The organism is Halosolutus sp. DAT137 (assembly GCF_059736405.1).
The window spans coordinates 76,484-103,091 of the sequence record NZ_JCAQID010000009.1 but is presented as its reverse complement, the minus strand read 5'-3'; the positions used below and the strand labels follow the sequence as shown (position 1 = coordinate 103,091).

The following is a 26,608-nucleotide window of genomic DNA, read 5'->3' as shown; positions in this document are numbered from 1 at the left end:
GGTGCGGTGTCATCTGGTAGGTGGCTGGTCGCTGTTAGGTAGCTGATCGCTGTGAAAGCGTGCGGACTCGGGTCGCTGACTGGGTACTGAGTATGGGGCGGTTACGCCCCTACAATACGAATAAGAGCGGACGCGCCGGTGTCGACGGTGCGAGCCGACAGCGACACGCGAGACCTCATTACTACCCACGTAGGTGGTTCGAGGGACATAATCCTTACGAGTCATTCCGGACCTCGTACGAATCACTCCGTACTTCGAGCATAGCCGGTGCTCGCGAACGGTAGCAAACGGGGAGGACATCCCTTAGATGCGCACCTCCTCTCGCTCCTCCTGGCGATCGATGCCAGCCTCTTCGGCAAAGCGCTCCAGGTCGTCGACCGTGATCTGGCGCTTCTCCGCGCCGTAGTCTTTGACCCGGCGGGTGACCGCGTTGATTTGCTCGTCGGAGGGCACAAAGCCCAGTTCGTGCAGGCGCTCCCGAACCGAGTGAGTCCCGGTGTGTTTGCCCATGACCAGTCGGCGTTCGGCACCGACCATCTCGGGGGTCATCACGCCCGGCTCGAAGGTGTCGGAGTTCTCGATGACGCCGGCCGCGTGAATCCCGCTTTCGTGGGAGAACGCGTTCGCGCCGACGACGGGTTTGTTGCCCGGGGTCGGCATGGCGCTTTTTTCCTCGACGACCTGCGAGAGTTCGGTGATACGGGTCGTGTCGATCCCAGTATCGGTCTGGTACAGCGACTCGACGGCCATCACGAACTCCTCGTAGGCGGCGTTGCCGGCCCGCTCGCCGATCGAGTTGACCGAGACCTGCGCCTGGTCGGCACCGGCTTCGATGCCGGCCAGCGCGTTGGCGGTGGCCAGTCCGAAGTCGTCGTGCGTGTGGACGTCGATTCGCGCGTCGGTGTGGGCACAGACCTTCTCGATCATGGCCTTGAACCGCGTCGGCGTCGCGACGCCACAGGTGTCCGGAATGTTGATCCAGTCGACTCCCGCCTCGGTGACCGCTTCGATCACGTCGATCAGGAACTGCTCGTCGGTCCGGGTCGCGTCCATCGGCGAGAACATGCAGATCGCTCCCGCCTCCGTGATGCGTTCGACCGACTCGACTGCGCGCTGTACAACTTCCTCTCGCGTGGCGTGCATCGAATCCTCGATCTGGACGTCGCTGGTGGACACGAACGTGTGTACCATCTCGACGCCGGAATCGAGTGCCGCTTCGATGTCCTTGTCGACGACGCGGGCCAGCCCGCAGGTCGTCGTCCGGGTCGACGATGCGATGTCGCGAACGGCCTCGAACTCGGCGTCAGAGTTCACTGGGAAGCCTGCTTCGATGACGTGGGTTCCCATCTCGTCCAGAATGGACGCGATCTGCCGTTTATCGTCGTACGAGAACGAAGTTCCGGGAGACTGTTCACCATCCCGGAGGGTGGTATCGAAGACACGTGCTGACTCTATTTCGTCAGTGGAATCTAACGTGCCCTGGAAGAACTCGACCCCCCTGACTGGTGTCAGAGGACGGGTTGTCTGGTGAAGACATTGTATCAGAATCCGACGTGCGACATGATATATAAGCGTGTCGCTGTCTCCACCGAGGAAGGGTGTGATTCAGTGACACGCTATCGCGATCGATCCGAAAAACCGCACGACATCAACGCCCTGATATAGACACTAACATCCTATTACAATACGGTAGACGACGCGTCGGCTACCGTGCCAACCGAATCCGATCGGGGTTTGATTCGGGATAATCGACCCGATCGGCCCCGATCGATCGCTCGCGCGCGCCCCGGCTGGACGACCGTGCATCGCCGCCGCCGTCGACCGTCCCCAAGTTTTCAATTGTCGACGTTGTCGCGCATCTAGAAGACAAACGTTCGAATAGTGGGGCGATCGCGGCCGACCCGGACTCGGCAACTGGCTGCCCGCGCGCGACGCTAGTCGATCGCTTCCTGGCGAGTCTCGTACTCGGTGAGATACCGGTCTTCGCAGGAGGGACAGCAGAACGTCTTGACCTCGCCGTCGATAGTCGCCGTCACGCCCCCGTTGGTGATCCGCTGATCGCAAACGACGCACTCGAGGGAGAAGTCCGTCGCCGAGACGCCGACGCGGCGCTCCGATCGGGCCAGTAGCGTCACGTCGTACCCCGACAACGTTTCGAGGTCGAGTCCGGCCTCGAGCCACGATCGAACGTTGGTGTCGGGAAGCGTCGCGTGGACTCGCACGCGTCCGTCCATCCCCTCGAAGACGTGTTCGACGCCGTCTAAATCGGCGGCCGCCGCGTACACGTCGTCGACCGCGGCCGGCTTCGGGTCAAGTTCGGCCAGCACGGCTACGTCCCGCTGGAGTTTCGATCGATCGATATCGACGGTGAAGCCGCGGATGAGTCCCTGTTCTTCGAGTCGGGCGATTCGATCGGAGACGGCCGGCGGCGTCAGGTCGACGTGATCCGCGATTTCGCTGTAGGGCCGGCGGGCGTCCTCGGTGAGCAACTGGATAATCTCGAGGTCGGTGTCGTCGAGGTCGCGCATGTGCGTTTCTTGGGCAGGGGCGGCAATGAGTGTACGGCTGCTACCGAACCGGTGCGCCTACGTTCGGCGCGGATGAACCGACGGAACCGGCCGTCCTGGGCTCGGCGCGGTGCCGGACTGCCGTAACGTTCGACTGGCCCTCTTGACGTGCGATTTGCCAGTGTGACGTGCGATCGAATTAGAAAATGACATGTTCGTTGAGTGTGTCGATCATACTCATCTTGCGGTAGTGAGGAAACCCCGTGCTTGAGTGATCATGGTTTGTTTTGAATACTCGCTGCAAAGCGTTCTTTCAAAAAGCTGGATACCAAGCCGAGCACTTGTTTGACCAGTATTCAGGAGTGACGCATACCACTCTAGCACGGGGAGGAATCGCGTTCGTTCGTGTCTCGACTCGCCCTACAACGGCCCCTCGGTGTCCAACGACTTTGCGCCTTGGAGTAGTACTCCTTTCCAGGTGAGGCCGTGGGCGTCTTTGATCTCGCTCAGGCGGTCGTACTCGTCTTGATCTACTTCGATGTTCAGGTTGGGCATCTATACACATGGTTAGTTTTTCGTTAGTTTTAACTATTACGCTACCGTACTCGTAGTTGTGTCGGCGACCGTCACGAAAACGCTCGAAGCCACGCTCGCCCCGCCTACTACGGGCAAAGAGCAACGGCTCAAGCGTACCGTGACGACGTACCGCCGCGCCCTTTCGGACGCTTTCGAGAGTGGCGCGGATACGCAAACGGCGGTTAATGATATCGTCATGCCGTACACTCTCACGTCCTACGCCAAGGATGCGCTCAAGAACTACGTCCCGAAGCTTCGGGATACGTACAACGCGTCGGAACTCGGAGACGACCACCCGGTTCGATTCACAAACCGGGGATTCACTCTCGACCATTCTGACGAACGTACCTACGAGTTCTGCTGGCGCGTTCCACAGGCCGGGCGTGGCAACGCCTTCTGGATTCCACTTCGGATCAATCCCGACCAGGAACCGCTCTGGTTCGACCTGCTCGACGAGAATGCGACAGTCGGAGAGTTCCGGCTGCAACAGCACCGAACGAACTGGGTGCTCCACGTTACCGTCGAATACGAGGTAGCCGACCCGGAAACGCCAGAGGAACCGACTCGAATCGGCTTCGATATCGGCGAATCCAAACTGCTGACGGGCTGTGCCTGTCAGAACGATACGCCGATCCAACCGTACATCTACGACGGCAGTCGTGCGCGAGCACTCCGCAAGGAGATGCACACGACACTCAAACGGCTGCAAGAGCGTGATGCCGCCGAGTGGCGCGTGGACGAGCGCTTCGACCACTACCAGAGTGCCTTGACGGATATCGTTGAGAAGGCGTCTCGCGAAGCCGTCGAGTACGCCGCATCCTTCGAGGACCCAGTGATCGTCCTTGAAGACCTGTCGTACATCCGTGAGAATCTGGACTACGGAAAGTACATGAACCGACGCTTGCACTCGTGGGCGTTCGCTCGACTTACCAAGCGGATCGAGGATAAGGCCCTCGAAGCCGGTATTCCGGTCGAGTTTGTGAACCCGCGCTACACGTCCCAGACGTGCCACGCCTGCGGTCACATCGGCGATCGTGGATCGCAAGCCGAGTTCACGTGTACGAACGCCGAGTGCCACGTGTCGACGTTTCAAGCAGATATCAACGCGGCGGCTAACATCGCCAGTCGCGTTGATCCGTGGGGAGAGAGCGTTCCTTGGAAACCGGAGCGCGATGACTCGCCACGGAATGGGAGCCGTTGTGACACGGCCACAGGACACCGCACGCCGAGTCGGTAATCCCGACAGACGACGCTTGCGGCCTTCGAGTCCTGAAACCTCCCTTGACGCGAGGCTTCCCTTGTAGGAAGCCCCGTCGTTCACGGCGGGCGAGGATGTCACGAATATGGGACGAGAAAGACTGCCGTCGATGTCCGTTTCGGTACGCTGGCCGTTGACGAAGCGCGCAGTGGCCGGGTCGATCGTCCTCGCCGTATTTGGGACGACGTTGATGATCGTCCCGGCAGCAGGTTTTGGCGAGATTCGCGCACTGGGACGGCTCTCGATGTTTCTCGCGCTGATCGGGTTCATCGGTCTGGCACTTCTGGCACTCACGATCGTCGTCCGGTACGGTCTCGATGCGCTCGGTTCGTCGATCTCGACCGGGCTGGACCCGCGACAAACCGATCGACTGTCGTCGGGGCTCGTACTGGGTGGGTTCATCCTCGGCGTGGCTGCTGATGTCGACATCTCCGTTCAATACTTCTGGTTCTTTTTCGATGCGGGATTCTCCGCTTCGAGAACGGTTGGACAAGTGGCAACCCTGGCAATGGTAATCGGTGCGTGTCTGTTCGTGGTTACTCTCGTCGAGACGCGAGAGATCGAACCCAGCTGACGACGTTCCGCAAGAGCGCTCAGACAGAACATCGGCGTCTCACGACAGTCGGGATGCTTCCGGTACGGATACTCGATCCCAGAAACCTCTCGGTAGAATTGACAGACCTCTCGATTCCAGAACGGTCTCAACCGGTAGGAACGATCCGAACTTCGTGATTCGACGGCCGCAATCGGGCCCGTGGTGGCAGCGGTAACCGGATGTACTCGAACCGAGGCCGGGTAGCGAAACGCGCGTGTCAAACCTTTATCCCCGGTCGTGGTAGGGAGACGAGCAATGACATCAGAAGAGGTTACCGACCTCTTGACCGAGGCGTACGTCGACGAACTCGAGACCGTGATGAACTACCTGACGAACGCGATCGTACTGGACGGCGTCCACGCCGAAGAGGTGAAAGCGAGCCTCGAAGCGGACGTCGAGGAGGAACTCGAGCACGCGCGGCTGCTCGGAAACCGCCTGAAACAGCTCGATCACTCGCCGCCGGGGTCGGAGTCCTTCGAGGCACAGCAGGCGAGTCTCCAGCCGCCCGAGGACACGACGGACGTCCAGTCGGTCATCGACGGCGTCCTCGAGGCCGAGGACAGCGCGATGGAGCGGTACCGATCGCTGCTGGAGGCCGCTCGGGACGCGAACGATCCCGTCACGGAGGACGTGGCGGTCACGATTCTCGCGGACGAAGAAGCTCACCACACGGAGTTCCGCGGATTCAGGAAGGAATTTCCGCAGGACTGACCGCGGCGGGACGACAGTCGTCGCGAGGCGAACGTTTTTCTCGTCGTAGTTCGACGCAGACCACATGAGTGATTTCGACCTCGACCTTCGGACCGTCGAGGAACACATCGACGACGAACTCGACCTCGAAGGCGAGCTCGTCCTGGGTGTGCTCGACGGCTCGACCCCCGCAGAAGAGTGGCTCGAAACAGTCTCGAACGGCAACGTCCTCGTGCTCTGCGTCGACGGCGACGTCAACGAACTGGCCTCCGGATTCGCCCGCGATATCAAAGAGTCCGGCGGAAATCTCGTCCACTTCCGCGGGTTCTTACTCGTCACCCCGCCGGGCGTCGACGTCAGTACCGATCGCCTGTAGGGAACTGACGGCGCTACAGAGTCGTCGGCCGTCGGTTCGATGTTACCCGGCGGACAGACCGGCTGCGACCGGCACGCTCTCGTTCAGGCGGACCTGACCGTCAACACGTGGCCGTCCGGATCGCGAACCACGATCTCGTCTCCTTCCTCCCGATCGATCGTCCGGACCCGATCTCGCACCGCATCGAGCGCCGCCGCCGGGTCGTCGGCCTCGAAGCCCAGATCGACGTGGACGCCGCCGCGGGCGTCTGCGATTCCCAGATGCGGCTCCCACAGTTCCAGCGCCATCGGCCCCTGGAGTCGGATGCGCTTGCGATCGCCGCCCACGTCGACCGTCTCGAACCCGAGCGATTCGTAGAACGATCGGGCGCGATCGAGGGATTCGACTTCGAGGACGACCTCGAAGATACCGTCGATCCCCGGTCCGGCGACGTCTCGCTGACCGAGTTCGACGCAGTTGCCGTCCGGATCGTACAGGTAGAGCGATTTCGCGGCACCGAACGTCACTTCCTCCAGATCGAACGCCTCGCTCAGGCGATCCCACCAGTCGTCGTACTCGGCGGCCGGGATCGAGAACGCGAAGTGGGTGTGCAGTCCGCCGCGCGGGACAGCCTCGGGCCGGCGAAGCACGAGATCGGTCTCCCCGGCCGCAAGCGCGAGTTCGCCCGCCCGCTCCTCCCGGACGGACAGTCCCAACTGCTTTTCGTAGAAGGCGCGCGCTCGATCGAGATACTTGACCTCGAGTGCGAGCCACGACAGCCGGCGCAACATACCACACCTACAGGGTCCGGGGGCAAAGAAGCGTCGGCGGTTGGGGGTGGAAAACAAGTGCCGACGGGGAAAGATATGAACTGTGTGAGCCGCGGAATCGACTCGCAACGAAACCAACCGCTTCGCCCGCGTTTATTGAGGTGACGGTCTTACCAGTGGTATGAGCTTCCGGATCGACGAGCGCGCGACCGACTTCACGACGATCGATCGCTTCGCAAACGGCATCGGCTGGATCGCCCACCCCGAGGAGACCATGCAGCGGGCAAGTCACGCCCTCGCCATCGACGGCGAGGTCTGGGTCATCGATCCGGTTGACGCGGCCGGACTGGACGACCTGCTGGCCGAGTTCGGGAAGGTCGCCGGCGTCGTCATCACGCTCGATCGACACAAGCGCGACGCCGCTGCGATCGCCAACCGACACGGCGTCCACCTCTATCTGCCCCGCTTTTTCGAGGGGGTCAGCGAGGAACTCGACGCACCGATCGTCCGGTTCGAGACCGAGCTTTCGGACACTGGCGTGGAGGTCCGGACGATCGTCGACAACCGCTTCTGGCAGGAGGTGGCGCTGTACAACCCCGCGGACGGAACCCTGGTCGTCCCCGAATCCGTCGGTACGGCCGACTACTTCCTCGCGCCGGGCGAGCGCCTCGGCGTCCACCCGATGCGTCGAGCCGTCCCGCCGCGGGACGCGCTGGGCGACCTCGCGCCCGATCGCGTCCTCGTCGGTCACGGGGCCGGTATTCTGGACGACGCCGCGAGAGCGCTCGACGACGCACTTTCGGGTTCTCGACGACGGATGCCGCTCGTGTACGCAAAGGCAGGGTGGAACCTGCTTCCGTTCTAGGGGCGTCGCGTGGGAACTCGATCGAAGTATTCACGCGATTCGTCGTGTATGCGTCCCCGACTTCGCACCCGCGGGGAACACAGCTTAATTGTCAGCCGCCCGTACGCGCGGGCATGGTCTACGTCACGCGGGCGCTCGTCGACGTCTTGCTCGATCTCGCCAGCGACGCCGATCCCAATCGCGTGACGACGGGCGTGTCCGTCACGCCGGCCGGCGAGCTCGAGGGCGCGGACGCGGCGGCGCTCCCGCCCGAGACCCCGGTGTTTACGGACTTCTACCTGCCCGACCCCGGCAACGCGGTCAACGCGGTTTTCGGCGTCGACCTCTCGACGCCCGCCCGGCAGGCCCAGGGACGATTCGTCTCCCACCCGCTTCGCGAACTCGCGGTGACCAAACGGGACGACCTCGCGCAGGTGATCTTCGTCGCCGTCCCACCCTGGGAGATCGACGACCGATCGTTCGCCGCGTTCGATCGGAAGGGCAACGACCTGCCCCTCGAGATCATCGAGGCGAACGCGCCCGACGAGTTCCTCGCGGACGTCGAGTGGCGTGTCGGTAACTGACAGGCACTGCCGTTCCGATGAGCTACCGATCGATCGTCAGTCCAGATACCCCAGCCCGCGGAGCTGTTCGGTGATCTCCTCGAACTCAGCTTCGGTCAGTTGCCCCTCTCGCTGATGTTGGATCACGATACTGCGAAGTAGGAACCGGACGAGATCGCTCGTGCTCTGGAAACTCGTCCCCTCGATCGTCTCGTCGACCCGATCGGCGAGATCCTTCGGAATCGAAACCGTGGTGTATTCGGTCATACTTGATACTCCACTGGGGAGGCAAAAAGGCGTGTCGACGGGATGTGGGTGCGTCACGGGACGCTGCCGATCGGAGCGTGCTGTCGCACCGTCTTCGTAGCGGTTTTTATATTTCACTGTCTAGTGAGTCAGTATGGGAGTCCGGCCACCATCGAACGGAGACGACGACGAACCCGAGAGCGTCGAGTTCGGCATCGCCGCCGTCGACGCGCGTCTCAAAGACGCCGACCTCTCGTTCCCGGCGACGACAGACGACGTCCGGGCCGAAATCGGCCACGAACGCATCCCCTACAACGTCCACGGCAACGACGTCGCGCTGGGCGAGATGCTCGCGGAAGTCAAGGCTGAAGAGTTCCGATCGCGCCAGGAACTTCTGAACGCGTTGCACCACCCCTTCGAGGAGTATCGACAGCAACATTCCGGCGGCGTCGTCCAGCAGTTTCGATCGCTCCTCCCCTTCTGAATCTGGTTCGTGTTCGCGATCGGAGTCGGAAACAGCGTCTTTCGAGACGCGGGTACGGATACTCCCCAACGCTCTCGACCGCTCGGCCGGTTGCAACTCGCCGTCGTTCGAAAGACCGGAGATCTTTCGTGATGACGAGAGAGCGCCGCTCTCTCGAACCACGCGCTTCGCTCACGCCGTCCGCGACAGTGCTCGCATCGGTTCACCGGACCGATCGGTCTCGCCCTTCGGAAGCGATTGCATCGAAACTCTGGTGTCGAACTCAGTCGTCGCGGCCGTTTTCCCGCGTGATCTGTTCGAGGCGACGACGCTGTTCGCGGTGGAGCGTGACGAGCATATCCGAGAGCACGCCGAACATGAGCAACTGGACGCCGAGCAGGATCGCGGCCGCGGAGACGACCGCCATGATCTCGTGACCCTGGCCGTACTGGACCCACTGCCAGAGGACGTAGGCCGCGATCACGGCCCCCGAACCGATCGCGCCCAGTCCCAGACTCCCGAAATAAAACAGCGGGTTGTTCGTCTTGGCGAGCGAGTACAGCGCCAGGATGATCGTCCCGCCGTCTTTGAGCGGGTGGAGGTTCGTTTCGGAGGCGTCGGGCCTGGCGCTGTATCTGATCGGGACGACGGCCGTCTCGATCCCGTGTTTGACACACTCGACGGCGAGTTCCGTCTCGATCGTGAAGCCGTCCGAGTCCAGCGACAGCCGCTCGAAGGAATCGACGGTAAACGCCCGGTAGCCCGAGAGGATGTCGTCGTAGTCGGCTCCGTGAATGAACCGGAACGAGTTGTTGATCAGCCGGTTGCCGAAGCCGTTCAACGCCTTCATCGCGTCGTCGTCCATGTCCGCAAAGCGGTTCCCGATCACGTGGTCGTACCCCCGCGAGAGGGGCTCGATCATCGCATTCGCGTCCGCGGGGTCGTACGTGCCGTCGCCGTCGACCATCAGCACGTACGGGACGGTGACGTACTCCAGTGCCTCCCGGACGGCCTGTCCCTTTCCGCTGCCCGACTGGACGATGACTTCGGCCCCGCGTTCGCGGGCGATTTCTCGAGTGTTGTCGGTCGAGTCACCGTCGACGACGACCACGTTGACGTAGCCGTGCTCGTAGAAGCCGTCGATCACGTCGCCGATCGTCGCCGCCTCGTCGAGCGTCGGAATGAGGATACAGACCTCGTCGGCCGAAATCTCGCGCGTCTCCTCGATCATCGCGAGCACCTCCCCGCGCCGATCGACCGATTCCACGCGCGCCCCGTCATGCTCCATTGACTGGCATTCTCGCGTCGGTGTCTAAAAGCATGCTGATAGATCAGTGAATCGTTTTTGTACTGGCTGTCGAATCGACCGATCGGTGTCGGTTGGACGGCGTGCGTCGATCGGGCCGAGGTCGCTCGGGTGCTCACCACGTCAGCCCGTCGTAGGTCTCGAGGGCCCCCTCGTCGACGTCGATCCGGCGGCCGTCGACGACCACGCGGCGGGCCATTCCTGCAAACGAGAGGTCGTCGAACTCGGGCCAGTCGGTCGCGACGACCGCCCCGTCGGCGTCCTCGAGTGCGGCCTCGGCCGAGTCGGCGTAGGTAATATCGAGGTCGGGATACTGTTCCCGGACGTTTGCCATCGCAGCCGGATCGTAAGCGACGACGTCCGCGCCTCGTTCGCGGAGGCAATCGATCACGTCGAGTGCGCGAGATTTGCGTATGTCGTCGGTTCCCGGCTTGAACGAGAGCCCGAGAACCGCGATTCGGGCACCGTCGAGGTCGACGCGAGTTGCGAGGAGGCCGACGAGTCGCCGGGGCTGTTCGTCGTTGACCGCGACGACCGCGTCCAGGAGTTCGGGTTCGTACCCCTGTTCGCGCGCGCCCGCTCGCAGCGCGGCGACGTCTTTCGGGAAACAGGAGCCGCCCCAGCCCAGTCCCGATCGGAGGAACCGATCCGAGATCCGATCGTCGAGACCGACGGCGTCGAGCACCTCGTAGGCGTCGGCGTCGTACTGTTTGGCGATGTTGCCCAGTTCGTTCACCAGCGAGACCTTCGCGGCGAGGAAGGCGTTGTTCGCGTACTTGATCAGCTCCGCTTCCCGGATGTCGGTTTCGACGAGGGAGGTTTCCGGGCGATCGAGAATCGGTGCGTACAGGTCGCGGAGTGCGGTGGCGGCGGTCTCGTTCCCCGCGCCGACGACGACCTTGTCGGGTTCGAGGAAGTCCGCGACCGCGGTCCCCATCCGGAGGAACTCGGGATTCATCGCGAGGTGGAGATCCTCACCGACGCGCTTGCCCGAGTGGTCTTCAAGAATCGGGCCGACGACGTCCTCCGTAGTGCCGGGGAGGACGGTGCTCTTGACGACGACGACGTGGTCCTGGTCCTTTTTTGAGAGGGCATCGCCCAGCGATTCCGCGCCGGCTTCCATGATCGCCGTGTCGAGACTGCCGTCCTCGGCCTGTGGCGTCGGGAGACAGAGCAGGGTGAGATCGGTGTCGGCGGCAGCCGCGTAGTCGGTCGTCGCGCGCAGGCGGGTTCCGGCGTGTTCGCTGATTCGGTCCTGGAGGCCAGCCTCGTGAATCGGGGCCTCGCCCGCGTTGATCCGGGCGACGACGTCCTCGTCGATCTCAATGTTGACGACGTCGTGGCCAAGGTCTGCGAGACAGGCCGCGACGGTCGTTCCAACGTAGCCGCTACCGACGATCGAGACGTGCATACCTGTCGAGAGGACGGGAGGGTGTTAGTGATTTTTGGGTTCGATCGGTGTGGATTCAGCGACTCGAAGTGACGGTACTCACAAGTCGAGGACTGCGGCGATGTGTTGGCGCATCCGCGAGTCGATCGGAATCGTCGCACAGCGATCGTCGAGCCCGATCGTCTGCAGGAGAAGCCCCGAATCGTCCAGTAGTGACAGCCGCAGGTACGTCCCCTCTCGGTATCCATCGCTAGTTCGGGTCATGTCGATGATCTTCAGGGTCTCGTACTCGCGGAGCTGGTCCGTGATGCGCTTTTTGCCGAGGACGTTCGCGTCGATCGACTCGGCGAACGCGCGATAGACGCGATACAGTTCGGTCGCCGTGAACGCCGATCGCTCCGAGAACTCGTCCATCGTGGCCAGCGCGCCGATCGCGATCTTCGCCTGCGTCGGACAGCCGCGGATGAGATCCTGGATGCGGGTGACCTCCGCGTCGTCGTTTGCTACGCGGACGTGATCCTCGCGGACTCGATTGGCGTCGGTTTCGCGTGCCACTTCGCCGGCGAGTCGAAAGAGGTCGATCGCGCGCCGCGCGTCGCCGTGTTCCTGTGCCGAGAACGCAGAACAGAGCGGAATGATGTCGTCGGTGAGCACGTCCTCGCGATAGGCGTCACGCCGCCGGGTCAGGATGTCGCCCAGCTGGTTCGCGTCGTAGGCCGGAAACACGATCTCGTCCGGCGAGAACGAACTCTCGACGCGGGTGTCCAGTCGATCGCCGTACTTGAGGTCGTTACTGATCCCGATCACCGTGATGCTCGCGTCGACGTCGTTCTCTTCGCCCGCCCGCGAGAGTTGCATCAGGAGCTTGCTGTCGTCGGCTTCCTCCGGCGGGACGTTCTCGACGTCGTCGGGTGGCGCGAGCCGATCGATCTCGTCAAGGACGACGATGATCGCGTCGTAGAGGTCGTCGATCACCGCCCAGAGCCGGTCGTAGTACGCGCCCGTCGAAATCCCGGAGTGTGGAATCGCGATTCCGGTCTCGTCGGGATCGTTGAGACTCTTCGCGAGGTGAATCACGGTCTGGACCTCCGACCGGCGCTGTGCACAGTCGATAACTGCGCGTCCGATCCGGACCCCGTTTTCCTCGCCTCGATCGACGACCTCCCGGCTGACGTAGCGGGTGACGAGTGTCTTGCCCGACCCAGATTTGCCGAGCAGGAGCGTTCCCTTGCCGGTTCCGCCGGCGATCGTGGGTTTGAGGCGACGGGCGACGGTTTCGATCTGGTTGTTCCGGCCGACGATCTTGTTCTGGTCGGGGACGTGATCGATGCGGAGCAGATCCTCGTTCGCGAAGATTCGATCTTCCTCGTCGAGAACCGACAGCGGATCGTCGCGAGACTTGGAGCGAGAGTGAGCGACGGCCCCGTGCTCGGCCGCGTACTCGCCGAGCGACTGGACCTCCTCCGTTCGGAGAGACATACACCGAATTTCAAATGAATTCGTCTTAGTTCTTTTCGTTCCGAGACTGTCTCTCCCGAAGTGGGATTCAGAGCCGTCTTCGGCGGCTATTTTCGCCAGGAAGCGGTCAGCGATGGGTCAAATACCTGTGGGCAGTGTCGCCGCGGGAGCGAACACCGGATTTCAAATGATCTGGTGGGGAAACGGACCGACGAAGCCGATCGGCTACACCAGGTTTCAGATGAATTTGCGATCGAATATCACATGGGGGTGGCGGATACGTTCCACACCCACACCGGATTTCAGATGAATTTGGGTACGGTCAGAGGGGCGTGTTGCGATCGAGGTCGCTGGGAGCGGGGTTCTGGTTCCGTCGGGCGTCGGCGTCGCTCAAATCGATCGTCCAGTTGGAGTTACCAGAGGGAGCTGTCGGTGGTTTGCGTTGGATGGTTTCGCCGAGTGTTCCGCCCCGTTTTCTCTGCGCTCGATCGCTGTCGATAGAATTGTCCGATCGATACGCTTCGGGATCACTCACTACTACTAGCTTGTCATACTAGTACGTAGTAATACATTGCCGTGACAGTAACAGATATATTTACGCGTCAGGGTGTCTCCCCGAACCGAATCTGTCCCAGATCGTGCCGAACCCGCCCTTGCAGTCCGTTTTCCGCCCGAAATCGTTCCACTGCATTCTACAGGTACCCACCCTCATGGACGCAAAATCATCTGAAATCCGGTGTGGGGGTGGTCGTATTAGTCCGATCTGTGGGCCAGTTCGGATCGATCCCGATCGAAACACTCACTGGGAACGCGATTCCCGCCGGTCGAAAACAGTGTGCGAACTCACTCGGTCGGCGCTGGTGGCTCAGCTTCGTTCTGGATTCGCTCCGCTGCAGCCTCGCGATCTTCCGGATAGCCAACGTCGATCCGCCAGCCGTCCATCCGAATCGCGTCGATCGTTCGTCCTGACTGGATGAGCAGATCGATCGCGTCGGGGAGTTCGTACTCGCCGCGATCGGAAGGCTGGACGAGATGGCAGGCGTGGAAGATCGCGGGCGTGAACGTGTAGAAGCCGGTCATAACGAGGTTCGACGGTGGGTCGTCCGGTTTCTCCATGACTTCGACGATCTCGCCGTACTCGTTGGTGTCGAGGACGCCGTACCGGGAGGCCTCCTCCATCGGAACCTCCTCGACGAGGAAGGCAGCGTCGGCGCGATCTTCCTGCTGTCTGTTGATCACGTCGCCGAGGTTCCCGCGGAAGATGTTGTCCCCGAGCATGAGGACGAAGTCGTCGTCGACGTGGGGTTCGGCCTGGAGGATCGCGTGGGCGAGTCCGAGTTGTTCGCGCTGGTGGGCGTAGGTGATCGGGACGCCTTCGTATTCGTCGCCGTAGCGTTCGATGATCTGTTCTTTCTGGTAGCCGACGACGACGATGAGCTCGGTCGTGTCGATTTCTAGTAGGTTGTCGAAAACGTCCTCGATCAGGGGTTTGCCGTCGACTTCGACGAGGACCTTCGGTTTGTCATCGGTGAGCGGCCGGAGGCGGGTTCCTTTGCCCGCGGCCAGGACGACTCCTTGCACACGTCTAATGACCGAGGAAAGATACATTGATTTGCCGGTGATTTTCACAGCCAGAAAATATTTGTAATGTATACACAATCACTGAATCAGATGAGTACTTCCACCGATCCATTGTTGACTTCCGCGAACGGCACCCATCTCCTCCAACTAGAAAATACTGATTGTTCCTTCTGTGATAGTGGATCACTCGTTCGAGACCGATATAAGGGGAACGAAGCCGTCGTCTGCACCAAGTGTGGTACTCCGGCAGTGCAGTTCTGGGACGTTGATTGAGTTAGAGGACTCCCCCGAACAGATTTCGGTAACAGATTCCGACTGAGATCGCCGAAGTGAACTGTCCAGACCCTACACCGAACTTATCTAGCCCGGCGCGTCTTCTTGGGGCCAATACAACCGGAAGAGCTTCTTCAGCGACGGACAATCGGGCTGTATGGGTCTAACGGATCGCCGTACTCTAACCACGGTGGTGTGGAACTTATTGGATCACAGTTATCGAGCATTTCCTTACTGACGGTAACAAAATCGTCGACGGCGACGACTTTTCGAACCGTCACAAGGGGAGAGTTCCAGACAATACAGCGGTCGTCGATATGGAACTGACCGATCGGAGCGCAGTAAGTACGGTCGTCAGTCGGGCCTCAATCTTGTCTTCCACCTCGCTACTCGGAAGGACCCAAACGATGGCAATCCCTGCGGACAGTTCGACGAAACCGAGATTCGTAGCGAGTCAAAAGGACCTCCGAACTGATCTCGAACCCTTTTTATTCGATTGCTGAAAGGGTCCCAGTATGCAGGATCAGTGCGTCCTCGTAACGGGCGGTGCGGGATTCATCGGCTCGAATCTCGCAAACTACCTCGCGACGGACAACGACGTGATCGCGATCGACGACTGCTACCTGGGTACCCCGACGAACCTCGAAGACGAGGTAGAATTCGTCGAACGGAGTGTTTTGGAGGACGACCTCCCAACTGACGTGGATGTGGTGTTTCATCTTGCGGCACTTTCTTCGTATGCGATGCACGAAGACAATCCTCAGCATGGTGCCCGCGTGAACGTAGAGGGGTTCGTAAATGTCGTCGAGCAGGCACGACAGGACGGTTGTGACACCGTCGTCTACGCGTCAACGTCGTCGATCTACGGGGACCGGACCGAACCTTCTCCCGAGTCGATGAACGTCGAAGTCAACACCGGCTACGAGGCCTCCAAACTCGCCCGCGAACGGTATGGTGAGTACTTTGGGAACCACTACGGTATGGCCATGGCCGGTCTTCGTTTCTTTTCGGTCTATCAAGGGTACGAGGGAGCCGAGGGGCACAAAGGAGAGTACGCTAACGTGATTGCGCAGTTTGCAGACGATATTGCACACGGTCGATCGCCAAAGCTCTACGGCGACGGGACACAGACGCGCGATTTCACACATGTGTCTGATGTTGTCCGGGGCCTCGAACTGGCCGCCGACCACGAGCTCACTGGCATCTACAATTTAGGCACGGGGGATCCTTACGATTTCAATACGGTCGTCGATTTAATCAACGAGGTACTTGGGACCAATGTAGAGCCCGAGTACATCGAGAACCCGATTCCTGAGTCGGTGTACGTTCATGATACCTGTGCGGATTTGACGAAGATTCACCGGGAAATTGGCTGGGAACCCAGAATCGACTTCAAAGAGGGTATTCGGCGTGTGTGTGAGCCGTACACTGACGGGTAGGGTTCGGCGGGCGACTATGTAGCTTCAACCCTTGACCTGCTGGGCTAAGCACTCTGGGACCCTATCTCTATGAATGGGAGCGAAGAAGCACGTTGTCGAACTCTCTGATGAAGACCGCAGAACACTCGAATGGTTCATCTCGACTGGTGACGGAAGGCCGAGAAAAATACGCAGGCATGGATTCTTGGCAGATGACGCGCTCACCGATTCACGACAGTTTCGGTCTCGTGCTCGCCACTCACATGCTCCCAGGCATCTTTTGCGTAGAAGTAGCCTGCTCAGTCGAGAAATACGACTAACTCTTCTCCGAATTTCTCATAGTCCTCAGCAAACTAACTCATTTCTTCTAGACGAGTAAAAAGGCCCCATGATGGAGTGGGGCGGCAAGTTGGATGGTGTCGATTAGGACCAGTTGCGCAGCAACTGTGTAAGGAGATGGATGCGAAGGCTGTCAAACGTCTCATGAGTACTCTGCCGTATGGACAGGGAAATTCACTGGCAGAGATTGAAGAGTTGCCTGGTTTTTCCGGACAAACGGTGTACGATTGGCTTGACACCGTTCTAGTCCCTATGATTTTAGGAAACTGTAACACAAATCCCCCTTTATTATGAACTTTCAATTCTGTAGAAGTCGATTGGGTGGAAACCAGTCTTAAGTTTTGCAGACAGTATATGAATAATGTGAAACATTCGAGGGGTAAAGAAACTAAGCGGAATCGTAAGAGCTTTGCAGAACTGTGATAGTGCGAGTCCAATGGGACGAGAACGCGGTGGTGTAAGAGTATGAAGATACTGTTCGTGACGCATCGGTATCCGCCACACGAGGGTGGTATCGAAACCCACGTTCAGGAACTTGCCACACGAATAGTAACTCGTGGTCACGAAGTAACCGTCTTCTCCGCCGATGCAGACCGAGACGTTCCATCGCGAGGGACGGAAGACGGCGTTCGTATTTGTCGATTCCGTTCGCTATCACCCGGGAACGCATTGCACGTTGCACCACAACTTGCACTCGCCGTCCGTCGCGCTGATGTGGACATCGTTCACGGCCACAACTATCACTCTCTCCCACTTTTCTGCGCCGCGGTCGGAGTCACCGACGAGCGCTTCGTCGTGACACCACATTATCATGGTCAAAGCGCCAGCAGCGTTCGGGGTCCCCTTTTCTCTCTCTACGGACCACTCGGCGGTTGGAGTCTTCGCAGTGCAGATGCAGTCGTCGCCGTGAGCGACTGGGAACGCGACCGCTTGCACTCTGATTTTGGTATCGAACCGGCCGTGGTACCGAACGGTATAGACATTGAACGATTTTCTGATCGTGATCCGGGAACTCGCGGTCGCCCCTATCTGTTGTGTGTCGGTCGGTTAGCGGAGTATAAAGGCATCCAGCACGTGATCCGTGCGCTTCCGGAGCTCCCTGGATTCGATCTCCGCGTCGCTGGAAAAGGCCCATACAGGAAGGAACTGGAACGAGTCACACGCAACACGGGCGTTACCCACCGGGTCAAGTTTCTCGGGTACGTTGACGATAGTCGGCTCCCCGGGTTGTACGCAGGCGCAGAGGCGTTCGTGACCCTCTCCGAATTCGAGGCGTACGGTCTGACCGTCGGTGAGGCGTTGACTGCTGGAACACCATGTGTGGTCCGGGAGGCCGGCGCATTACGGGACTGGATTCGTTGTCACGGTTGTATCGGTGTTTCCGAGATCGATCCAACAACGGTCGCCGACGCTGTCCGGGAGTGTTTAGAGATCAACGACCATAATGTCAACGCCTCCCTTCCAACGTGGGAGGACGTAACCGATCGAGTGGTTGATGTGTACCAGCGGCCTATCGAACAGTCCAGACCGACCGATACCCGGACTGAATCGGGAATATAGGCAACTCAAAACGATGTCCGAGGAAGAATCCATATTCAAAAACGTATCGATTATCGTGCCGACGATTCGGGACGACATAACCACTATCCGGACGACTCCCGAATCGGCCGAAGTGATCGTCCGGCGGGACGAGGGACTGAATGTGGCCAGGAACGCCGGCGTCAGTGCAGCGTCGAACGAGTGGATCGTCATCTGCGACGACGATATCGATTTTCCGACGGCGACAGTCGGTGAGACGATCGACAATATAGACGATCGAACACTCGCTGGGCTTGGCGATTTCCCGCCGTTACGGTGGGTGATCGGACGGCTCATGATATTCCACGTCTCGTTGTGGGAAACCATCGGCGGCTTCGACGAGTCGCGCCACCACGGGGGAGACACCGATTTTGCGATCCGCGTAGAGAAAGCCGGTGGAGCGGTACATCGGCTGGAAAGGGAGGCGGTTCCGCATTATGATATTGATACTGGTGAATCCATGCACTCGCGGGGACATCTCGAGTGGCTCAGCTATCTCACCCGACGACATCCGCGTATTTTCGCTCCCGTCGCGGGGCGAATTGTTGCGAGGAGAATTCGATTCGTGGTGACATGATCGATGCTCGAAGCCGCACGAATCCGGCTGCTGGTGCTCCTCGCCCTAATCATCGCACAGGGCGGACTCGTCGTCTGGTTCGGGGCATTACCGTCCGACGGAAGTCCCCACCCTGAAACGTCCAATCTCGTGGACGAATACGACTCGTACGTGGGCGACGAGGCCGTCGTGTACGGACAGGTCGTTGAGACCGACCCGGTCCGAATCCGGTACGATTCCAGTGATGGCCCGTTCATTCTCACGATACGGTCTCTTGACCCTGACACGGACGTCGTCGAGGGGCAGTACATCGAAGTGCACGGTGAAGTCAGGGAGGACCACCACATCGAAGCACAGGGTATCGTCGTTCGGTCTGAGCGAGCCCACTGGTACGCGTACGGAATCTCACTTCTAGCTGGCCTCTGGGTACTCGGTCGGTTCCTTCGCGATTGGCGCTTCGAATCCGAGCGATGGGGATTCAGCCCCGGTGATGACAGTGCCTGACCTGTTGACTCACGCCCTGTTAGTGTACGCCGTTTTCCGCATCGCTTCGGTAAGGTGGTCGTGGATCACTCGACCGTACGTGACGATGGGAATGGTCGGAGCAATACTTCCCGATCTCACCAAGGTCACGCTCTTTATCGACGACTCGTCAATCGTATCGGTGATCGGGGGATCGCTCGGCTGGACAGCGCTTCATACGGCGGTCGGCGTCGCAATTACCATCGGTATCGTGGTGGTCGTCCTCGTTCCGCGGGCCCAGTCTAAGAGCCTCTTGGTACTTACTGCAGGAGCACTATCCCATCTCCTGCTCGATGCACTCCTGAAGACCGCGAGCGGTCTCGCCCCGTACCCGCTGTTCTGGCCGCTGTCGACGTATCGTCCACCGTCCCCGGGTCTATACGTGAGTTCCGACGTGTGGCCGACGATCGGAGCGACAGTACTCGCACTGGTTGCGTGGTACATTATCGGCAACCGGACTAGAACGACCCATTACTCCAGATAGCCAAGGTCCCGAAGCTTGTCGAGTACCTCGTTGCGGTCGCCAGCATCCTCAGTTCGATCGCCTTCAAGCTGGTCGAGGACTTCCTTGAGAACGAACGTCGTGTACTCGTCTGCGGACTCGAACTCACTTTCCTCGACACGCTGTTCAACACGGGCGTAGACGCCGTCCGGGATCGTGACTGTTGCCATCGATTGACGGTACGTGAACAGACGGATAAAACAGTCGATATTCGTACGTTCAGTCTTCGAGTTCGAGATATCCGAGGGCCTCGAGTCGATCCCGGTCGCCCTCCGGAGTTCGCCATCATCCGTTCCGAATAAGCGATCGATTCCCGATCGCTCAAACCACACGATGATGTCGGGGTGTTTGTCGGCAACCGAGACCCGCTCTCTAGAATTGACATTCAGATCGAACAGCAGGTCCTCACCTCCGGTGTAAACGTACTTCCATCGGTTCCAGCGGCCGGAGACGACACCCTCGTCGCGACGAATCTGTGTGCCGAGTGAGATGACCTCTCGCTCGTCACCCTCGAGCAGGTGCTCTCTGAGGAAGCGTTCGGCCGGGTCGACATCGTGCAGAGAATAGATCGTCGGAGCCACGTCTAGCAGTTCTCGCTGTTCAATACAGTTTTCGCCGTCAGTCAAGGCAGTCATCAGACGATCATGAATGTCGGGGTAATCGTCGCCGACTTCAGTCTCCTCCGCACCCATGTGGGTATGGTGATAGAGCTCTCGTTCACAGTATTTCGGCTCGACGTACTTCCACTCTCCGCTGGTGATGCCGACCACGTCGTCTCTCTCGTCGTCGGTCACACAGAAGTAAACCGGAAAATCGTGCTCTCAGTCGCTCTGACATACGGAATCGCCAGACAGTGCTGATGGGGGCGTTGATCCCTGCCATCTCAAGAAGCATCGGCGTAATGTCGAGGTGCTGGACGGGATACTCGTTAAACGGTCTAGTGCTATCCACGGGACACGGAAGACAATTGGAACCTGTGTGAACGGACTGTAAACCTTCCCGCCGTGGAATCCGGCGTACCGGCCGAAGGACTCGCCGTGATCTTACGTGAGAGCGACCGCGGTGTCGTCGGAGATGACGTCGAGCACGCGATCAATCTGTTCGTCGGCGCTCTGAATTCCACCATCGTGGGCGTCGATCACCGCTCCCGGAGGAGATTCGCCCATCGTGATCAGGCCGTGTGGACGAACGACATGTTCGATGTCGGTGTCACCGCGCAGTTCCTCCCGGTGTCTGTCCCACCGGGAGTAGGGGGTGTGCGCGTCCACCAGGTGGGTCCATGCGAAGAACGGTCCGTCGGCCTCCCGTAGGGCCTCAATCCAGTCGATCGCCGCGTCCACCACGTAGCGACCCGTCACCAGTTCACGATAGTCATCGTGGTCACCGTTTCCTCGGCCGATCAAATGGATTCGACGAATGGCGTGTAGACATACCGTAGGACCTTACTTTCAGTGAATCTATCGACACGATCGCCGAGACGCTTCAGGAACGGTTTCGATCGGGTAAAATCGGAGACGTTCTTGCACTTGTTAAAACATTACTTTAGTGATAATGATATTCCCAAGACACGAACCCGTCGTTGGCGAAGTCTCCGGTCGCGTACCCTCCCGCACTGAACCGATCGGCGAGCGCGATGCCTCGTTCGTCGGGAATACCGAGTCCGCCGATGGCGTGGGCACAGACACCGGTATGGAGAGACTGCATCGCCCACTGCGTCTGTGGACAGTTCGCGTAACTGTACTCGAACATCGTCGCGTCTCGTGCGAGTTCGTCGACGTTCGGGTCCTCGGACGGTCGTATCCGTAACAACCGGTGTGGTCAGCCCGGAGGCAGTCGACCGTGACGAACAGTATCGAGTGATCGCCCACTTCGGAATCGGTCATCGCCAGTACCAATATGACAGGTGCTGAAATAACGCTCGTTCGTGGACGTTGGGGCAGTTCTGTCTCAACGGTTCAATGACTGGTTGACGACGTGTCGAAGCTGTGACCGCGCCTCGTCGGCACCTGCAAAGATCCCGGCGAAGTATACTGCGGCGCCCAGGGCCACCAACATTACCGTTTCGATTTCGGTGACTGGTGCGATCTGTTCGCGGGCCCAGAACACGACGAGGCCCATGACGACCGCACTCACCACTTGCACGCCGAGCGTGCTCCAGTCCACTGTAAACCCGACAGTGTCGTTTAGAGCTCGCGCGGCAAGCGCCGTGCTAAGGAGCATGGTCGCCGCCGTCGCAAGTGCCGCTCCAATCGCACCCATCTGCCAGACGAGGACGACGTTCAGCGCCAGATTCAACGTGATGAACAGCGCCGAAATGCGGAAGGTGACGTCGGGTCGATCAATGGCGTTGAGTGATTGTATCAGGAACGTCTCGTAGCATTGACCTAGGCGACCGAACGTCAGCACTATTAGTAGCAACATCCCGGTAGCGAATTCGGGCCCGTAGATACGGAGCACGTCCATCCCGATTACGAACGTACCGACCATTCCTGGAATAGCGAACAAGCCTGCGAAGGTCGTTGCGGTTCGTAACGTATTCCGGATCTGTTCAGTATCTCCTTCTGAAGCTTGACGGCTCAGGTATGGGAATACGACCTTACCCATCGCCGACGGGAGCAGAATGAACGCGGCGCTGATCCGCCACGCAACCTCGTAGACCCCAATGACGGAACTCGTAACGAAAAAGCCGAGGACAAGAACGTCGACCCAAGAGTACGCGAAAGGTTTAATTGTACTCAACCACGCGTACTTGCCGTACTCGTAGAGCGATCGGAAATGATGACGTGCAGGACGAGCGAGCCGTAACGAGAGTATCACCGTCAGGACGACGCCGATCAGTGCACCCGCCGCGATCTCGCCGATGAGTAGCCCCAGCAAGCCGAATCCGCCGATAACGAGCGCCAGTTGCAGGAGGATACGGAATGTCTCCCATGCGCCGCTGACGATCGCCGCGAGTTCGACCCGGTGCTCGGCGCGGAGTGCCGCTTGCTGGAATGTCGCGAATGCTTTGACGACGGTCAGTGCGCCGACCAGTGCGACGCCTTCGAATCCGAGATAGTCGTTAACAGGACCTCTGAAGAGAACGAGACCTCCGATGATAACGGTCAGAAAGACGAACTGAGCGATTAACCCTGCGGTAAAGAACTGGTCCTGATCGCTGTCCTCGCTTACCCGTTTATGCATCGTGCTTCGGATGCCCGATGACGGAATCAATAGCCAATTGACGACAGCCAGCGCGAGAAAGTACTGTCCGAGGGTCCCCGACCCGAGACGTCGTGCAAAGTAGACGATCGCGATGAATCCCAAGAGCGTCTGGAACAGTTCGATCCCGAACTGGAGTGTCGACGCGCGAGAAAGACGTGCCATATTAGAACTCAAAGTACGATTCGAAGACGCGGTCGGTGATTTCGGGATGGGTTTCCTCGATCGGACGCGTCGTGTCGACCGTCGTCAAGTCGATCTTGGTAGCGTTCTCCTGGAACAGTTCCCGTCGGTCCCGGAGATACGTTTCCACATCCACCTCGAGCTGCAGCCGATCGAGCATCTCCTGGGTATCGTCCTTTCGTGACAGGGCCACCTCGACTGGAACGTCCATCAAGAACGTCTCCGACGGTGTCGGAAGCAACCGGACAAGCAATCGGGCTGCCCGATCGTTGTAGAGTCCATCGTAGCGCATTTCGACGAGCTGATCGACGACGTAGCGATCGATACACACGACCTGACCCCTGAGCAAGCGAGGATAGATATACCTGAGATAGAAAAGGCTATGATCGACTACGAGAAGATAGCCCCAGATTCGTTGAAGAATAGTACTCTTGTGATAATCCTTCCGGCGCCAGCCGAGAGTGAGATAAAGAACGCCCATAAGTGGGTAGGAAAAAAACGGACGCCAGCGGGCCCAGATATGTGTTGCCGGAACGTTGCGGTCTTCGAACTCCTCAACGAGCCGGTTCGCCTGTGTTGTCTTTCCGGACCCGTCGATGCCGGTAAAACAGACCAGCATCCCGCGTGAGCCTTGGAGCCGAGACCCGCGCGCCCCTCGTAACGTGTACATGACCTCGCCGAGCGTCGCCTTCCGCGTCGACGGATACCGAATTAGCTTGTAACTGATCGGGAGAACGGCGACGATGGCGATTGTGCCAAAGGCTATGACGAGTAGGGAATTAACTATCGTCCCCGCGAGAACGGGAGCGACCCCGATGGCAAGCAGCCCAAGGGCGATACTGACGTCTCGAGTGCGGCTCATCACGCTTCACCCAGCAAAAGTTGCGATGCAGTCGCGAGGTAATGCGACTGTGCGTCTTTGAACGTTTCCCTGAGAGACGAGTGACGGGCAATTAGCGGCGTGTGATAAAACGAAGAGACGACGCCAGCCAGATGTACTGGAATCTCCACTGGATAGTTGAATGTCGACTGCCTACGCCACCACCGGTCGATCAGTTTACACGGCCACGCGCTCCCGAGCCTCTCGAAGACCCGATCGGGAACCCGCTCCCGCCTCGTCGCCGCCAGATATGAATCGACCAGCCGGAGATAGACATAGAGCGCGTCCGCACAGCCATAGGTCGTCGCCGTCTCGATCAGATACTCCCAGTCGATTTGCTCGTCTTCCAGCAGACGAACACCGTGGAACATCTCGGCGAATGTGACTGAAAAGTGTGAAAACGCGTGGGTCGCGACCAGATACAGGTCGTCCTCTGGAGCAGGTCTCCGTTCTCTGTGGGCCGCTGCACGGTTGACGACCGTTTCTGGGTCGCACACCCGTTTGCGGATCCAGATAGCATCAGGGTAGATGTCAACCGGTCTGGGATCCCCTTCGGACTGCTTGGCCATCATTTTGCGAGGGTGAGCAAGCAGGCGGAATCGATAAAAATCGTAGCCGCGCTCGGTGAGCACGCGTGCGGCTTTCGCCTGCTGTGCCGGATCGGGTATCAACAGATCGATATCGCTCATCAAGACGTTCGGTCCGCGGAGATTCTTGATTGAAGCATACGAGACCCCCTCTTTGTTGAATGCGGCGGTTACCCGTTCGAGTCGGTTCTCGCGAGCATGACGGTGTTCCCGATGATCTTCATCTTCGAGACCAGTTTCGTCGACACCTACCTTGACAGCCAGTTCGTGAGAGAACTTGTTCGCCCGAAGGGCTTGAGGAAGACCTTCCAAGGAAGTCGAAGGTGAGGATGGAAAGCGAGGATCAACGGCGGCTGCAACGGCCTCCGACGTCGGAGAGAGGGCGTTCCGTCTCGTTGCTGGCTCGGCCTTCATAGTAACGCCGTGCCGTGGTCCGATTATAAATTAATCGCATCTTTACCAGAGTCGCTTGCGACGAGTGAGCCGACGGCCCGCTTGATGCTCGCTCGTTCGCTACTGTGTTGCTTCATCCACTCCTCTAACTCCGTTCGGAGCGTTTCAACAGTCTCCGGCCGCTCGTCCACGATGTTCCTCGTCTCGTCCGGGTCCGCCTCGAGATCATACAGTTCTTCCTCGCCCCCGTGGACGACGTGACACCCACGACAAACGTGGTCGTCCCCGATATGTTTGATGTACTTGTAGCGGTCGGTCCGAATGCAGATCTTACGCTGGGTTTGCGCTTCCTCGGCGACGATCGCCGATCGCGTCTCGGCGTCCCCGTTGAGGACAGGCAGAAGCGACTGGCCGTCCATACTTGCAGGAACGTCGTACCCGATGAGATCGAGGATCGTCGGAGCGAGATCGACGTGCTGGACGAACGAATCGAGGTCTGCGCTCGGAACGTCAGGGTGGGAGAGGACGATCGGAACGTGAATCGTCTGGTCGTACAGGCCGTGATGGTCGTAATAGATGCCGTGTTCGCCGAGGCTCTCGCCGTGATCACCCATCACGACGACGAGCGTCTTGTCGCGGATCCCCCGACCCTCAAGTTCGTTGAGGAGCCGGCCGAGTTGAGCGTCGATGTAGGCGACACCGCCGGCGTATCGTGCAGTCGGATCGTCGAGATCACCGAACTTGGTCGTGTACTCTTCGGGGACTTCGTACGGCGCGTGGGCGTCCCAGTAGTGTGCAAACAGGTAAAACGGACGACTGGAGTTGTCGATCCGATTGACAGCCGCGGACGTGACGTCCGCTGCCGAGTCCGGGAGCCATCCGAGTTGCTCCACCGTCGGCGGGCTGACCCGGTGTTTTACACCTCTAATAGCAGCGTAGAGGCCCGGAGGAATACGCTCACGAAGACTCTCGGTAACTGTCGCACCGATCCGTCTCCTGTCCGATTCACCGTCCGCGCTCGTCTCTCGTTCGACGAGTTCACCGGTGTACTCGTCGTAACCGTTCTCGTGCCAGCGTTCCATCCAGTCGATCGCGATCGTTTCGTATCCACGCTCTCCGAGCACTTCCTGAAGAAACGGGGTCCGTTCGATCGATCGACGCTCGTCAGGAGTTACGCCCGACCCGTGGTTTACGAACCCGTTCGATCGAGGATAGCTGCCCGTGTAGATCGAGGTTAGCGACGGATCGGTCGTATTGATCGTAGAAAAGGCTCGGGAACAGTAGACGCCCGATTCCGCGAGCGACGAGATCGTCGGGGCAACCTTTCGGTTCGCGTAGTCCGCCCGGAGTGCGTCAACGACGACAACGAGAACATTCGGCCCATCAGGGTGCATTCGTCGTCTAGTGATTCGATCGTGAGAATAAACCATTCGTATTCAGACTCTCCGCATGTATTCGAGCGAGTGTTAATGAATAGTTCGCAAGAGGCCTATTTCTAGAAACACAACAGATAATCGACTAGAACTTTCAAATATAGCCGGTATACTGGACAGTCCTCTCCCGTTCAAGCGTTC

The 26,608-nt window shown here is 59.5% G+C and carries 29 protein-coding genes; 13 read left to right on the top strand and 16 right to left on the bottom strand.

Translation table 11 applies throughout. From position 1 onward, the window contains the following. Positions 1–303: 303 nt before the first annotated feature. The 3 genes from AC6I6L_RS15730 to AC6I6L_RS15720 form a co-directional block, all read right to left on the bottom strand. Entirely contained in the window at positions 304–1,548 is a 1,245-nt protein-coding gene (locus AC6I6L_RS15730; protein WP_497918978.1) for a LeuA family protein, read from the bottom strand. Between the two features lie 386 nt (positions 1,549–1,934). Continuing rightward, positions 1,935–2,528 (bottom strand): winged helix-turn-helix transcriptional regulator, encoded by a 594-nt coding sequence (locus AC6I6L_RS15725; RefSeq protein ID WP_497918711.1) that lies wholly within the window; start codon positions 2,526–2,528, stop codon positions 1,935–1,937. A gap of 399 nt (positions 2,529–2,927) precedes the next feature. Further along, positions 2,928–3,062: a hypothetical protein gene (locus tag AC6I6L_RS15720; RefSeq protein ID WP_006088820.1), complete on the bottom strand. Its 135-nt coding sequence runs from the start codon at positions 3,060–3,062 to the stop codon at positions 2,928–2,930. A 58-nt stretch (positions 3,063–3,120) separates the two neighbouring features. Here AC6I6L_RS15720 and AC6I6L_RS15715 point away from each other — a divergent pair, with 58 nt between their 5' ends. From AC6I6L_RS15715 to AC6I6L_RS15700, 4 genes are all read left to right on the top strand, one after another. After that, positions 3,121–4,320, top strand: a complete 1,200-nt coding sequence (locus AC6I6L_RS15715) for an RNA-guided endonuclease TnpB family protein (protein ID WP_497918710.1) — start codon at positions 3,121–3,123, stop codon at positions 4,318–4,320. 130 nt (positions 4,321–4,450) lie between these two features. Continuing rightward, entirely contained in the window at positions 4,451–4,915 is a 465-nt protein-coding gene (locus AC6I6L_RS15710) for a hypothetical protein (protein ID WP_497918709.1), read from the top strand. 276 nt (positions 4,916–5,191) lie between these two features. Further along, entirely contained in the window at positions 5,192–5,647 is a 456-nt protein-coding gene (locus AC6I6L_RS15705; RefSeq protein ID WP_497918708.1) for a ferritin-like domain-containing protein, read from the top strand. 64 nt (positions 5,648–5,711) lie between these two features. Beyond that, positions 5,712–6,002, top strand: coding sequence for a DUF5779 family protein (locus AC6I6L_RS15700; RefSeq protein ID WP_497918707.1), 291 nt, complete (start codon positions 5,712–5,714; stop codon positions 6,000–6,002). Positions 6,003–6,085: 83 nt separating this feature from the next. On the opposite strand, the gene AC6I6L_RS15695 is transcribed toward AC6I6L_RS15700, so the two are convergent. Next, on the bottom strand, positions 6,086–6,772 hold the full coding sequence (locus AC6I6L_RS15695) for a VOC family protein (RefSeq protein WP_497918706.1): 687 nt from the start codon (positions 6,770–6,772) through the stop codon (positions 6,086–6,088). 160 nt (positions 6,773–6,932) lie between these two features. Here AC6I6L_RS15695 and AC6I6L_RS15690 point away from each other — a divergent pair, with 160 nt between their 5' ends. Together AC6I6L_RS15690 and AC6I6L_RS15685 are read left to right on the top strand one after the other, a co-directional pair. Beyond that, positions 6,933–7,616: a hypothetical protein gene (locus AC6I6L_RS15690; RefSeq protein ID WP_497918705.1), complete on the top strand. Its 684-nt coding sequence runs from the start codon at positions 6,933–6,935 to the stop codon at positions 7,614–7,616. A 113-nt stretch (positions 7,617–7,729) separates the two neighbouring features. Then, positions 7,730–8,179, top strand: coding sequence for a JAB/MPN domain protein-containing protein (locus tag AC6I6L_RS15685; RefSeq protein WP_497918704.1), 450 nt, complete (start codon positions 7,730–7,732; stop codon positions 8,177–8,179). Positions 8,180–8,215: 36 nt separating this feature from the next. On the opposite strand, the gene AC6I6L_RS15680 is transcribed toward AC6I6L_RS15685, so the two are convergent. After that, positions 8,216–8,425, bottom strand: a complete 210-nt coding sequence (locus tag AC6I6L_RS15680; protein ID WP_497918703.1) for a ribbon-helix-helix domain-containing protein — start codon at positions 8,423–8,425, stop codon at positions 8,216–8,218. 133 nt (positions 8,426–8,558) lie between these two features. Here AC6I6L_RS15680 and AC6I6L_RS15675 point away from each other — a divergent pair, with 133 nt between their 5' ends. After that, on the top strand, positions 8,559–8,888 hold the full coding sequence (locus AC6I6L_RS15675) for a DUF5789 family protein (RefSeq protein WP_497918702.1): 330 nt from the start codon (positions 8,559–8,561) through the stop codon (positions 8,886–8,888). A gap of 262 nt (positions 8,889–9,150) precedes the next feature. On the opposite strand, the gene aglJ is transcribed toward AC6I6L_RS15675, so the two are convergent. The 4 genes from aglJ to aglF form a co-directional block, all read right to left on the bottom strand. After that, entirely contained in the window at positions 9,151–10,155 is a 1,005-nt protein-coding gene (aglJ, locus tag AC6I6L_RS15670) for an S-layer glycoprotein N-glycosyltransferase AglJ (protein WP_497918701.1), read from the bottom strand. Between the two features lie 133 nt (positions 10,156–10,288). Further along, complete coding sequence (gene aglM, locus AC6I6L_RS15665) at positions 10,289–11,584, bottom strand: UDP-glucose 6-dehydrogenase AglM (RefSeq protein ID WP_497918700.1); 1,296 nt, start codon at positions 11,582–11,584, stop codon at positions 10,289–10,291. 78 nt (positions 11,585–11,662) lie between these two features. After that, on the bottom strand, positions 11,663–13,042 hold the full coding sequence (locus tag AC6I6L_RS15660) for a Cdc6/Cdc18 family protein (protein WP_497918699.1): 1,380 nt from the start codon (positions 13,040–13,042) through the stop codon (positions 11,663–11,665). An 822-nt stretch (positions 13,043–13,864) separates the two neighbouring features. Next, the gene (aglF, locus tag AC6I6L_RS15655; RefSeq protein WP_497918698.1) at positions 13,865–14,602 is read right to left on the bottom strand and encodes a UTP--glucose-1-phosphate uridylyltransferase AglF; all 738 of its coding nucleotides are present in this window, start codon (positions 14,600–14,602) and stop codon (positions 13,865–13,867) included. A gap of 66 nt (positions 14,603–14,668) precedes the next feature. Between aglF and AC6I6L_RS15650 the strand changes: the two genes are divergently transcribed. The 6 genes from AC6I6L_RS15650 (at position 14,669) to AC6I6L_RS15625 (ending at position 19,772) form a co-directional block, all read left to right on the top strand. Then, positions 14,669–14,875, top strand: coding sequence for an HVO_A0556 family zinc finger protein (locus tag AC6I6L_RS15650; RefSeq protein ID WP_497918697.1), 207 nt, complete (start codon positions 14,669–14,671; stop codon positions 14,873–14,875). A 515-nt stretch (positions 14,876–15,390) separates the two neighbouring features. Next, on the top strand, positions 15,391–16,314 hold the full coding sequence (locus tag AC6I6L_RS15645) for an NAD-dependent epimerase/dehydratase family protein (RefSeq protein WP_497918696.1): 924 nt from the start codon (positions 15,391–15,393) through the stop codon (positions 16,312–16,314). A gap of 783 nt (positions 16,315–17,097) precedes the next feature. Beyond that, positions 17,098–18,192: a glycosyltransferase family 4 protein gene (locus AC6I6L_RS15640; RefSeq protein ID WP_497918695.1), complete on the top strand. Its 1,095-nt coding sequence runs from the start codon at positions 17,098–17,100 to the stop codon at positions 18,190–18,192. Between the two features lie 13 nt (positions 18,193–18,205). Further along, positions 18,206–18,787, top strand: coding sequence for a glycosyltransferase family 2 protein (locus AC6I6L_RS15635; protein WP_497918694.1), 582 nt, complete (start codon positions 18,206–18,208; stop codon positions 18,785–18,787). 3 nt (positions 18,788–18,790) lie between these two features. Then, a complete protein-coding gene (locus AC6I6L_RS15630; protein ID WP_497918693.1) occupies positions 18,791–19,270 on the top strand; it encodes an OB-like fold-containing membrane protein in 480 nt (159 codons plus the stop codon). Then, positions 19,257–19,772 (top strand): metal-dependent hydrolase, encoded by a 516-nt coding sequence (locus tag AC6I6L_RS15625; protein WP_497918692.1) that lies wholly within the window; start codon positions 19,257–19,259, stop codon positions 19,770–19,772. The genes AC6I6L_RS15630 and AC6I6L_RS15625 overlap by 14 nt, the downstream gene beginning before the upstream one ends. Here AC6I6L_RS15625 and AC6I6L_RS15620 read toward each other — a convergent pair. The 7 genes from AC6I6L_RS15620 to AC6I6L_RS15590 all read right to left on the bottom strand — a co-directional run bounded on the left by AC6I6L_RS15620 (position 19,760) and on the right by AC6I6L_RS15590 (position 26,428). Next, positions 19,760–20,584: a hypothetical protein gene (locus tag AC6I6L_RS15620; protein ID WP_497918691.1), complete on the bottom strand. Its 825-nt coding sequence runs from the start codon at positions 20,582–20,584 to the stop codon at positions 19,760–19,762. The genes AC6I6L_RS15625 and AC6I6L_RS15620 overlap by 13 nt on opposite strands. A 249-nt stretch (positions 20,585–20,833) precedes the next feature. Beyond that, positions 20,834–21,148, bottom strand: coding sequence for a sulfatase-like hydrolase/transferase (locus AC6I6L_RS15615; protein ID WP_497918690.1), 315 nt, complete (start codon positions 21,146–21,148; stop codon positions 20,834–20,836). A gap of 184 nt (positions 21,149–21,332) precedes the next feature. After that, the gene (locus AC6I6L_RS15610) at positions 21,333–21,539 is read right to left on the bottom strand and encodes a hypothetical protein (RefSeq protein WP_497918689.1); all 207 of its coding nucleotides are present in this window, start codon (positions 21,537–21,539) and stop codon (positions 21,333–21,335) included. A gap of 198 nt (positions 21,540–21,737) precedes the next feature. Beyond that, entirely contained in the window at positions 21,738–23,156 is a 1,419-nt protein-coding gene (locus AC6I6L_RS15605; RefSeq protein ID WP_497918688.1) for an oligosaccharide flippase family protein, read from the bottom strand. Between the two features lies 1 nt (position 23,157). Beyond that, positions 23,158–24,036: a dTMP kinase gene (locus AC6I6L_RS15600; protein ID WP_497918687.1), complete on the bottom strand. Its 879-nt coding sequence runs from the start codon at positions 24,034–24,036 to the stop codon at positions 23,158–23,160. Then, the gene (locus AC6I6L_RS15595) at positions 24,036–25,055 is read right to left on the bottom strand and encodes a nucleotidyltransferase family protein (RefSeq protein WP_497918686.1); all 1,020 of its coding nucleotides are present in this window, start codon (positions 25,053–25,055) and stop codon (positions 24,036–24,038) included. The genes AC6I6L_RS15600 and AC6I6L_RS15595 overlap by 1 nt, the downstream gene beginning before the upstream one ends. A gap of 23 nt (positions 25,056–25,078) precedes the next feature. After that, complete coding sequence (locus AC6I6L_RS15590) at positions 25,079–26,428, bottom strand: sulfatase family protein (protein WP_497918685.1); 1,350 nt, start codon at positions 26,426–26,428, stop codon at positions 25,079–25,081. Between the last annotated feature and the right edge of the window lie 180 nt (positions 26,429–26,608).

Coding starts and splice junctions, on each gene's coding strand:
- aglJ (WP_497918701.1), bottom strand. CDS start 10,155: ATGGAGCATGACGGGGCGCGCGTGGAATCGGTCGATCGGCGCGGGGAG.
- AC6I6L_RS15725 (WP_497918711.1), bottom strand. CDS start 2,528: ATGCGCGACCTCGACGACACCGACCTCGAGATTATCCAGTTGCTCACC.
- AC6I6L_RS15680 (WP_497918703.1), bottom strand. CDS start 8,425: ATGACCGAATACACCACGGTTTCGATTCCGAAGGATCTCGCCGATCGG.
- AC6I6L_RS15645 (WP_497918696.1), top strand. CDS start 15,391: ATGCAGGATCAGTGCGTCCTCGTAACGGGCGGTGCGGGATTCATCGGC.
- AC6I6L_RS15660 (WP_497918699.1), bottom strand. CDS start 13,042: ATGTCTCTCCGAACGGAGGAGGTCCAGTCGCTCGGCGAGTACGCGGCC.
- AC6I6L_RS15700 (WP_497918707.1), top strand. CDS start 5,712: ATGAGTGATTTCGACCTCGACCTTCGGACCGTCGAGGAACACATCGAC.
- AC6I6L_RS15595 (WP_497918686.1), bottom strand. CDS start 25,055: ATGAAGGCCGAGCCAGCAACGAGACGGAACGCCCTCTCTCCGACGTCG.
- AC6I6L_RS15640 (WP_497918695.1), top strand. CDS start 17,098: ATGAAGATACTGTTCGTGACGCATCGGTATCCGCCACACGAGGGTGGT.
- AC6I6L_RS15685 (WP_497918704.1), top strand. CDS start 7,730: ATGGTCTACGTCACGCGGGCGCTCGTCGACGTCTTGCTCGATCTCGCC.
- AC6I6L_RS15625 (WP_497918692.1), top strand. CDS start 19,257: ATGACAGTGCCTGACCTGTTGACTCACGCCCTGTTAGTGTACGCCGTT.
- AC6I6L_RS15600 (WP_497918687.1), bottom strand. CDS start 24,036: ATGAGCCGCACTCGAGACGTCAGTATCGCCCTTGGGCTGCTTGCCATC.
- AC6I6L_RS15695 (WP_497918706.1), bottom strand. CDS start 6,772: ATGTTGCGCCGGCTGTCGTGGCTCGCACTCGAGGTCAAGTATCTCGAT.
- AC6I6L_RS15605 (WP_497918688.1), bottom strand. CDS start 23,156: ATGGCACGTCTTTCTCGCGCGTCGACACTCCAGTTCGGGATCGAACTG.
- AC6I6L_RS15710 (WP_497918709.1), top strand. CDS start 4,451: ATGTCCGTTTCGGTACGCTGGCCGTTGACGAAGCGCGCAGTGGCCGGG.
- AC6I6L_RS15610 (WP_497918689.1), bottom strand. CDS start 21,539: ATGTTCGAGTACAGTTACGCGAACTGTCCACAGACGCAGTGGGCGATG.
- AC6I6L_RS15590 (WP_497918685.1), bottom strand. CDS start 26,428: ATGCACCCTGATGGGCCGAATGTTCTCGTTGTCGTCGTTGACGCACTC.
- AC6I6L_RS15690 (WP_497918705.1), top strand. CDS start 6,933: ATGAGCTTCCGGATCGACGAGCGCGCGACCGACTTCACGACGATCGAT.
- AC6I6L_RS15720 (WP_006088820.1), bottom strand. CDS start 3,062: ATGCCCAACCTGAACATCGAAGTAGATCAAGACGAGTACGACCGCCTG.
- AC6I6L_RS15630 (WP_497918693.1), top strand. CDS start 18,791: ATGCTCGAAGCCGCACGAATCCGGCTGCTGGTGCTCCTCGCCCTAATC.
- AC6I6L_RS15635 (WP_497918694.1), top strand. CDS start 18,206: ATGTCCGAGGAAGAATCCATATTCAAAAACGTATCGATTATCGTGCCG.
- AC6I6L_RS15650 (WP_497918697.1), top strand. CDS start 14,669: ATGTATACACAATCACTGAATCAGATGAGTACTTCCACCGATCCATTG.
- AC6I6L_RS15705 (WP_497918708.1), top strand. CDS start 5,192: ATGACATCAGAAGAGGTTACCGACCTCTTGACCGAGGCGTACGTCGAC.
- aglM (WP_497918700.1), bottom strand. CDS start 11,584: ATGCACGTCTCGATCGTCGGTAGCGGCTACGTTGGAACGACCGTCGCG.
- AC6I6L_RS15675 (WP_497918702.1), top strand. CDS start 8,559: ATGGGAGTCCGGCCACCATCGAACGGAGACGACGACGAACCCGAGAGC.